This window comes from Variovorax sp. GW821-FHT10C12, from assembly GCF_059415405.1.
On sequence record NZ_JBWKNE010000006.1, the window covers coordinates 181,120 to 187,852 of the forward strand.

The following is a 6,733-nucleotide window of genomic DNA, read 5'->3' on the forward strand; positions in this document are numbered from 1 at the left end:
TCAGACCCGGGTGACCAACTTGCGGCCCATGAGGCCGGAAGGCTTGACGATGAGCACGCCGACGATCAGCACCAGCGCGACCGAGAGCTTGAGTTCGGTGCCCACCACGTAGGTGCCGATGAGGTTCTCGAGCACGCCGACGATGAAGCCGCCGAGCACCGCGCCCACGGGGCTGTCGATGCCGCCGATGAGCGCACCGGCAAAGGCGTAGAGCAGCACGCCGGTCATCATGTGCGGGTCGAGGAAGACCACGGGCGCGACCATCATCCCGGCCACCGCGCCGATGGCGCCGGCCAGGCCCCAGCCCAGCATCAGCATGCGCCCGACATTGATGCCCACCAGCCGCGACGAGGCCGCGTTCTGCGCCGCGGCGCGCATCGCCAGGCCCAGCGGCGTGAAGCGGAAGAAGGCGAACAGCAGCAGCACCACCAGCAGCGTGACGCCGATGGCGCCCATCTCGTGCGCCGACATCATGGCGCTGCCGAACCACGCGTCCGACGGGAACGGGCTCGGGAACTGCTTGATGGTGTAGCCGAAGAGCCAGCCCGCCAGGCTGTGGAAGATCACCAGCAGGCCGATGAACACCACCACCACCGACAACGCCGGCTTGTCGTGCATGGGCCGGATGACAGTGAACTCCACCACGGCCGCGAGCACGAAGGACAAGGCCACCGTCGCGACGAAGGCGGCCCAGTACGGCAGGCCGGCCTGCATGAGGCTCCAGGCGATGAAGGTCGAGAACATCGCCATCTCGCCCTGCGCGAAGTTGATGTGGTGCGTGGCCTGGTAGATCATCACCAGCGCCAGCGCAACGCTGGCGTAGATGCCGCCGGTGGCCAGGCCCGCCAGCAGTTGGTGCAGGAATGCGTTCATCGGTGTGAGGCCCTTATTCGCCCAGGTACGCTTTGCGCACGGCGTCGTTGCGGCGGATCTCGGCGGCGGTGCCCGAGAGCACGATGCGGCCGGTTTCCAGGAGGTAGGCCGAGTCGGCCAGATCGAGTGCGAGCTTGGCGTTCTGCTCGACGAGCAGGATCGACACGTGCTCTTCCTTGTTGATGCGCCGCATGATCGAGAAGATGTCCTTCACGATGAGCGGCGCGAGCCCGAAGGAGGGCTCGTCGAGCAGCAGCAGGCGCGGCTTGCCCATGAGCGCGCGGCCGATGGCGAGCATCTGCTGCTCGCCGCCCGAGAGCGTGCCGGCCTGCTGCGCGCGGCGCTCGCGCAGGCGCGGGAAGTAATCGAACACGCGCTCCATGTCGGCGTCGATACCGTCCCTGCTGGCACGTGCGTACGCACCCAGCCGCAGGTTCTCCTCGGTCGTGAGGCCCAGGAAGGTGCCGCGCCCGTCGGGCACGTGGCCCACGCCGGCCTTGGCGATCTGCTCGGTGGAGCGGCCGTCGATGCGCTGGCCGGCCAGCATGATGCGGCCCTCGGTGCTCACCATCATCTGGCACAGCGCGCGCAGCGTGGTGGTCTTGCCGGCACCGTTGGCGCCCAGCAGCGCCACGACCTGGCCGGTGGGAATGTCGAGGTCGATGCCTTGCAGCACACGCGTCGGGCCGTACGCCGCGTGCAAGCCGCGCACTTCGAGGATGTTCGTCGTCATGCCATCGCCTCCGCTTCTGCTTCCTCACCCAGGTAGGCGCGGATCACCTCGGGGTGCGCGCGCACCTCGGCCGGCGTGCCCTCGGCGATCTTCTTGCCGAAGTTCAGCGCCACCACCTTGTCCGACACGCCCATCACGAGGCTCATGTGGTGTTCGACCAGCAGCACCGTCACGTTCAGGCGGTCGCGGATGTCGCGGATCAGCGTGCCCAGGCTTTCGAGCTCTTCGTGGTTGAGGCCGCAGGCCGGCTCGTCGAGCAGCAGCAGCTGCGGCTCGGCCGCCAGCGCGCGTGCCAGCTCGACGCGCTTTTGCGTACCGAACGGCAGGTCGGCCACTTCGCGTTCGGCCACGGCCTCGAGGTCGAGAAAGTGGATCAGCTGGTCGGCCCGCGCCCGCGCCTGCGACTCGATGGCCGCCACGCCGGGCAGCCGGAAGGCGTTGCGCAGGAAGCCCGCGTGGTGCTTGCTGTGGCAGCCCACCAGCACGTTGTCGCGCACGGTCATCGTGCGAAACAGCGCCAGGTTCTGGAAGGTGCGCCCGATGCCCAGGCCCGCCATGCGGTGGCGCGGCAGGCGCGTGAGCGGATGGCCGTCGAACTCGATGCGGCCGGCGCTGCACTCGTACAGGCGCGAGAGACAGTTGAACAGCGTGCTCTTGCCCGCCCCGTTCGGCCCGATGAGGCCGCAGATCTGACCCCGCCGCACGTCGAACGAGACGCCGTCGAGCGCCACGATGCCGCCGAAGCGCACCGACACCGCGTCGATGCGCAACAGGGGGGTGTTCTCTTTGTCTCCGCGATCGGTGTCATGAATCATGCGTCGATCTCTTTTTATGGAGCCGCGGTCGATGGCCGCAGCGTTCTCTTATCCAGAAACACCGCGGAACCGGCTTTGCCGGGCCGCAGGTGTTGCCCCCTGCAAGGGGGTTGGAGGCCACACGAAGTGGGCAAGCCTGGGGGTGTGCCTGTCTACAGCCGTTCGATGATGGTCACATTCGCCATGCCGCCGCCTTCGCACATGGTCTGCAGGCCGTAGCGCTTGCCGCGCTGGCCCAGGGCGTTGACCAGCGTGGTCATCAGCTTGGTGCCCGAGGCGCCCAGCGGGTGGCCCAGCGCGATGGCGCCGCCGTTCACGTTGATGCGGGCCGGGTCGGCGCCCAGCGCCTTCAGCCAGGCGATGGGCACGGGCGCGAAGGCTTCGTTGACTTCGTACAGGTCGATGTCCTCGATCTTCATGCCGGCCTTTTGCAGCGCGCGCTGTGTGGCGGGCAGCGGGGCCTCGAGCATGATGACCGGGTCGTGGCCCAGCACGCTCATGTGGTGGATGCGCGCCAGCGGCTTCACGCCCAGCGTCTTCAGGCCGCGCTCGTTCACGACCATGAGGCCGCTGGCGCCGTCGCAGATCTGGCTGGCGGTGGCCGCGGTGCAGCGCCCGCCTTCGGCGATGAGCTTGACGCCGGCGATGCTCTCCAGCGTGGCGTCGTAGCGGATGCCTTCGTCGGTGGTGTGCAGCTCGCCGGTCTCGGTGCCGTCGGCCATGCGCACGGCCACGGGCACGATCTCGCGCTCGAAGTGGCCGGCCTTGGTGGCGGCGATGGCGCGGTGGTGGCTTTCGAGCGCGTAGCGGTCGAGCGCGTCTTTCTCGATGCCGTAGTTGCGCGCGATCATCTCGGCGCCCGTGAACTGGCTGAACTGGATGCCGGGGTAGCGCTTTTCCATGCCGGGGCTCACGTAGAAGCCCAGGTTGTTCTTCAGCGGCAGCGTGGTGGGCAGGCCCATGGGCACGCGGCTCATGCTCTCGACGCCGGCGGCGATGACGATGTCCATCGTGCCCGACATCACGGCCTGCGCCGCGAAGTGCAGCGCCTGCTGCGACGAGCCGCACTGGCGGTCGACCGAGGTGGCGGGCACCGACTCGGGCAGGCGCGAGGCCAGCACCGCGTTGCGCGCCACGTTGGAGGCCTGCTCGCCGGCCTGGCCGACGCAGCCCATGATGACGTCCTCGATCAGGGCGGGGTCGGCGTCGGTGCGCTCCACGAGGGCGTTGAGCACCTGTGCGGCCAGGTCGGCCGGGTGCCATCCGGCGAGGCGGCCGTTGCGGCGGCCGCCGGCGGTGCGCGCGGCGGCGACGATATAGGCTTCGGGCATGTGAAATCTCCGGTGATGGGTTCGGTTCGGCAGTCCAGCGCATTGTTCGCGCCGCGCCGCCGCACAGCGTCGTCGGAACCGACGATTTTGGGCGGCAGCCTTTGCGGGCTCAGAAGGTGTGAATGAATCCGGCGTGGCCGAGCAGCACGCCCAGGCGCGGCCCCTCAAGGCGCAAAGCGCAGCCATAGCTCGGGCTATGGCGAGCATTTGCAACGCCGAGGGGGCGTGTCTGGGCGGGATGAGCGGACATGGCGGGTTCGTTCACACCTTCTCAAGCCTTGGCCAGGCGCTTGGCCATGCTCCAGCGGTGCACTTCCGACGGACCGTCATAGATCCGGAAAGCCCGCATGTCGCGAAAGATGCGCGCGGCCACGGTCTCGTCCGAGACGCCGCTCGCGCCCAGGATCTGCACCGAGCGGTCGACCACGCGCCACTCGGCCTCCGAGCACAGCACCTTGGCCACGCTCGACTCGTGGCGGCCCTTGCCGCCCTGGTCGAGCACCCACGCGCAATGCCAGATGGTCAGGCGCGAGACGTGCAGGTCCATCTCGTTGTCGGCCAGCATGAAGCCCACGCCCTCGTGCTCCACCAGCGCATGGCCGAAGGCCTGGCGGCGGCGGGCGTAGTCGGCGGCGAGTTCGTGCACGCGGCGCGCGGCGCCGAGCCAGCGCATGCAGTGCGTGAGGCGCGCGGGCGCCAGCCGCACCTGCGCGTAGCGAAAGCCCTCGCCGATGGCGCCCAGCACGTCGGTGGCCGGCACGCGCAGGCCGTCGAAGCGCACCACGCCGTGGCCGCCGGTGAAGCAGCTGTCGAGTGCGTCGATCTGCCGTTCGATCACGATTTCGGGCTGGTCCATGTCGGCCAGGAACATGGTCGACGACCCGTCTTCCATGCGCGCCATGATGATCGCGAAGCCCGCGCCGGTGGCGCCGGTGATGAACCACTTGCGCCCGGTGATCACGTAGTGGTCGCCGTCGCGCACGGCCACGGTCTGCATCATCGACGGGTCGGAGCCGGCGCCGGGCGGCGGCTCGGTCATGCAGAAGCACGAGCGCACGTGGCCGTCGATGAGCGGCTGCAGCCAGCGCGCCTTCTGCGCCGACGTGGCCACCACCTCCATCAGGTGCACGTTGCCTTCGTCGGGCGCGTGGATGTTGAGCGCCACCGGGCCGAGCGGCGAGTAGCCCGCCTCCTCGAACACGATGGCCTTGTCGACATGCGACAGGCCCAGCCCGCCGTGTTCCTTGGACGCATGCGGCGTGAGGAGGCCGGCGCGGCGCGCGCGTGCCACCAGCTCGTCGCGCAGCGCCTCGGCGGGGCCGTGCGAATCCTGCCGGGGGTCGGATTCGAGCGGAATCACTTCCTCGGCGATGAAGCGGCGCGTTCGTTCCTGCAGGTCGAGCTGGGCCGGGGTGAGGCTGAAGTCCATGGTGGGACGCTCCTTCTTTCTCTCAGTGGATTCAAGGACGGATTGAAGACAATGCGGCGCATGGTGCCGACGCGGGCGCGGGTTTCGAGTCGTGAGCGGGACAAGCCCGCCGGATTCGTCCGTTCCGACGATGCCGCGGCCCGGCCTGCGCCCAACACTGACACGCCATGAACACACCTGCAACCGACAACGACGCCGACATCCTCCTGCTCACCCGTCCGCAGGACGGCTGCGCCTGCCTCACGCTGAACCGCCCGCAGGCCATGAACGCCCTGTCGATTGCGCTGCGGCGTGCGCTGGTTCGCACGCTCGACACACTCGCGCAGGACGACAGCGTGCGCGTGCTCATCCTCACCGGCGCGGGCCGCGCCTTCTGCGCCGGGCTGGACCTGCGCGAGATCGACCCCGACGCCATCACCGGCGACGCCGGCACCGACGTGGCCACCGCACTCGCGAACTTTCCGCGCCCGGTGATCGGCGCCGTGAACGGCGCAGCCATCACCGGCGGCCTCGAGGTGGCGCTGGCCTGCGACCTGCTGATTGCGTCGAGCGAGGCGCGCTTTGCCGACACCCACGCGCGCATCGGCGTGATCCCGGGCTGGGGGCTGTCGCAGCGGCTGTCACGGCTCATCGGCATTGCGCGGGCCAAGGAGATGGCCTTCAGCGGCAACTTCGTCGACGCCGAGCAGGCCGAGCGCTGGGGGCTGGGGGCTGGTCAACCGCGTGACCACGCCCGAGCAGCTGATGCCCCAGGCGCTGGCACTGGCCGCCGACATCGCGAGCGCGCTGCCCGAGATGCTGCCGGTCTACAAGCGCCTGATCGACGACGGCCATGCCCGCAGCTTTGCCGAAGGCATGGCGCTGGAGCAGGCCGCCACGCGCGAATGGGCCGCGTCGCTCACGCCCGAGGTGCTGCGCGCGCGGCGCGAGGCGGTGCAGGCGCGCGGGCGGGCGCAGAAAGACCTACCGCGCGGGGAATGACGCGGAGGTCGGAATCCAGACCTCGACCGTGCGGCGAGTGGGATTGAGGCGAGGCGACAACGGTTCGACCAGCCAGTTGGGATAACCGACTTGCGGGCCCAGTGCGACAGCACAGTCGATTGAGGCCTCGTCGTGAAAGCGCACCGTCGGCTGGTTCACCTGCCGGGGGGGCAGACGGTTGTATTTGCGTGCGGACTCGCTGACGTCTTCGATCGGCGGCACGTTAGCGAGCATTTTTTGCCAAGGTTCGCGATAGGTTCGGACAACGTCCCGTTGGCTGTTGTCGTAGATCTGGATATAGACCGTCACGCCTTTGCAGCGCTCGCCCATGAACACCCTCTTGCCGGACGGCTCCACGGACGGTGACGCCGCTGCAGGCGCTGTCACCGCCGCAGGTGCTGGTGCCGCCGCAGGTGCTGGCACCGCCGCAGGTGCTGGCACCGCCGCAGGTGTTGGCACCGCCGCAGGTGCTGGCACTGCCGCAGGTGCTGGTGCCGCCGCAGGTGCTGGCGCTGCCGCAGGTGCTGGTGCCGCCGCAGGTGCTGGTGCCGCCGCAGGTGCTGGCACCGCC

General features: G+C 69.2%; 8 protein-coding genes and 1 pseudogene. 3 read left to right on the forward strand and 6 right to left on the reverse strand.

The window, feature by feature from the left end:
• From AC07OH_RS23885 to AC07OH_RS23905, 5 genes are all read right to left on the reverse strand, one after another.
• Positions 1 to 873 carry a branched-chain amino acid ABC transporter permease gene (locus AC07OH_RS23885; protein ID WP_056577629.1) on the reverse strand — a complete coding sequence of 291 codons (873 nt, stop codon included), beginning with the start codon at positions 871 to 873 and terminating at the stop codon, positions 1 to 3.
• A 13-nt stretch (positions 874 to 886) separates the two neighbouring features.
• Positions 887 to 1,606, reverse strand: a complete 720-nt coding sequence (locus AC07OH_RS23890; protein ID WP_495302364.1) for an ABC transporter ATP-binding protein — start codon at positions 1,604 to 1,606, stop codon at positions 887 to 889.
• Positions 1,603 to 2,421 carry an ABC transporter ATP-binding protein gene (locus AC07OH_RS23895; protein ID WP_062478152.1) on the reverse strand — a complete coding sequence of 273 codons (819 nt, stop codon included), beginning with the start codon at positions 2,419 to 2,421 and terminating at the stop codon, positions 1,603 to 1,605. The genes AC07OH_RS23890 and AC07OH_RS23895 overlap by 4 nt, the downstream gene beginning before the upstream one ends.
• Positions 2,422 to 2,573: 152 nt before the next feature.
• A complete protein-coding gene (locus AC07OH_RS23900) occupies positions 2,574 to 3,752 on the reverse strand; it encodes an acetyl-CoA C-acetyltransferase (RefSeq protein ID WP_095746834.1) in 1,179 nt (392 codons plus the stop codon).
• 271 nt (positions 3,753 to 4,023) lie between these two features.
• A complete protein-coding gene (locus tag AC07OH_RS23905) occupies positions 4,024 to 5,181 on the reverse strand; it encodes an acyl-CoA dehydrogenase family protein (RefSeq protein ID WP_495302365.1) in 1,158 nt (385 codons plus the stop codon).
• Positions 5,182 to 5,444: 263 nt separating this feature from the next.
• Between AC07OH_RS23905 and AC07OH_RS23910 the strand changes: the two are divergent.
• Positions 5,445 to 5,828, forward strand: a pseudogene (locus tag AC07OH_RS23910) (enoyl-CoA hydratase-related protein); the annotation flags it as partial.
• A 76-nt stretch (positions 5,829 to 5,904) separates the two neighbouring features.
• Positions 5,905 to 6,162 carry a hypothetical protein gene (locus tag AC07OH_RS23915; RefSeq protein ID WP_495302458.1) on the forward strand — a complete coding sequence of 86 codons (258 nt, stop codon included), beginning with the start codon at positions 5,905 to 5,907 and terminating at the stop codon, positions 6,160 to 6,162.
• Here the strand turns inward: AC07OH_RS23915 and AC07OH_RS23920 are convergent.
• On the reverse strand, positions 6,145 to 6,492 hold the full coding sequence (locus AC07OH_RS23920) for a hypothetical protein (protein ID WP_492679990.1): 348 nt from the start codon (positions 6,490 to 6,492) through the stop codon (positions 6,145 to 6,147). The genes AC07OH_RS23915 and AC07OH_RS23920 overlap by 18 nt on opposite strands.
• A gap of 32 nt (positions 6,493 to 6,524) precedes the next feature.
• Here AC07OH_RS23920 and AC07OH_RS23925 point away from each other — a divergent pair.
• Positions 6,525 to 6,733, forward strand: a 209-nt coding sequence (locus AC07OH_RS23925; protein ID WP_495302366.1) for a hypothetical protein, incomplete at its 3' end; no start/stop codon positions are given.

Excerpts from the sequence above, each read along its gene's own strand:
- AC07OH_RS23905 (WP_495302365.1), bottom strand. The coding sequence starts at position 5,181 with ATGGACTTCAGCCTCACCCCGGCCCAGCTCGACCTGCAGGAACGAACG.
- AC07OH_RS23900 (WP_095746834.1), bottom strand. The coding sequence starts at position 3,752 with ATGCCCGAAGCCTATATCGTCGCCGCCGCGCGCACCGCCGGCGGCCGC.
- AC07OH_RS23920 (WP_492679990.1), bottom strand. The coding sequence starts at position 6,492 with ATGGGCGAGCGCTGCAAAGGCGTGACGGTCTATATCCAGATCTACGAC.
- AC07OH_RS23895 (WP_062478152.1), bottom strand. The coding sequence starts at position 2,421 with ATGATTCATGACACCGATCGCGGAGACAAAGAGAACACCCCCCTGTTG.
- AC07OH_RS23885 (WP_056577629.1), bottom strand. The coding sequence starts at position 873 with ATGAACGCATTCCTGCACCAACTGCTGGCGGGCCTGGCCACCGGCGGC.
- AC07OH_RS23890 (WP_495302364.1), bottom strand. The coding sequence starts at position 1,606 with ATGACGACGAACATCCTCGAAGTGCGCGGCTTGCACGCGGCGTACGGC.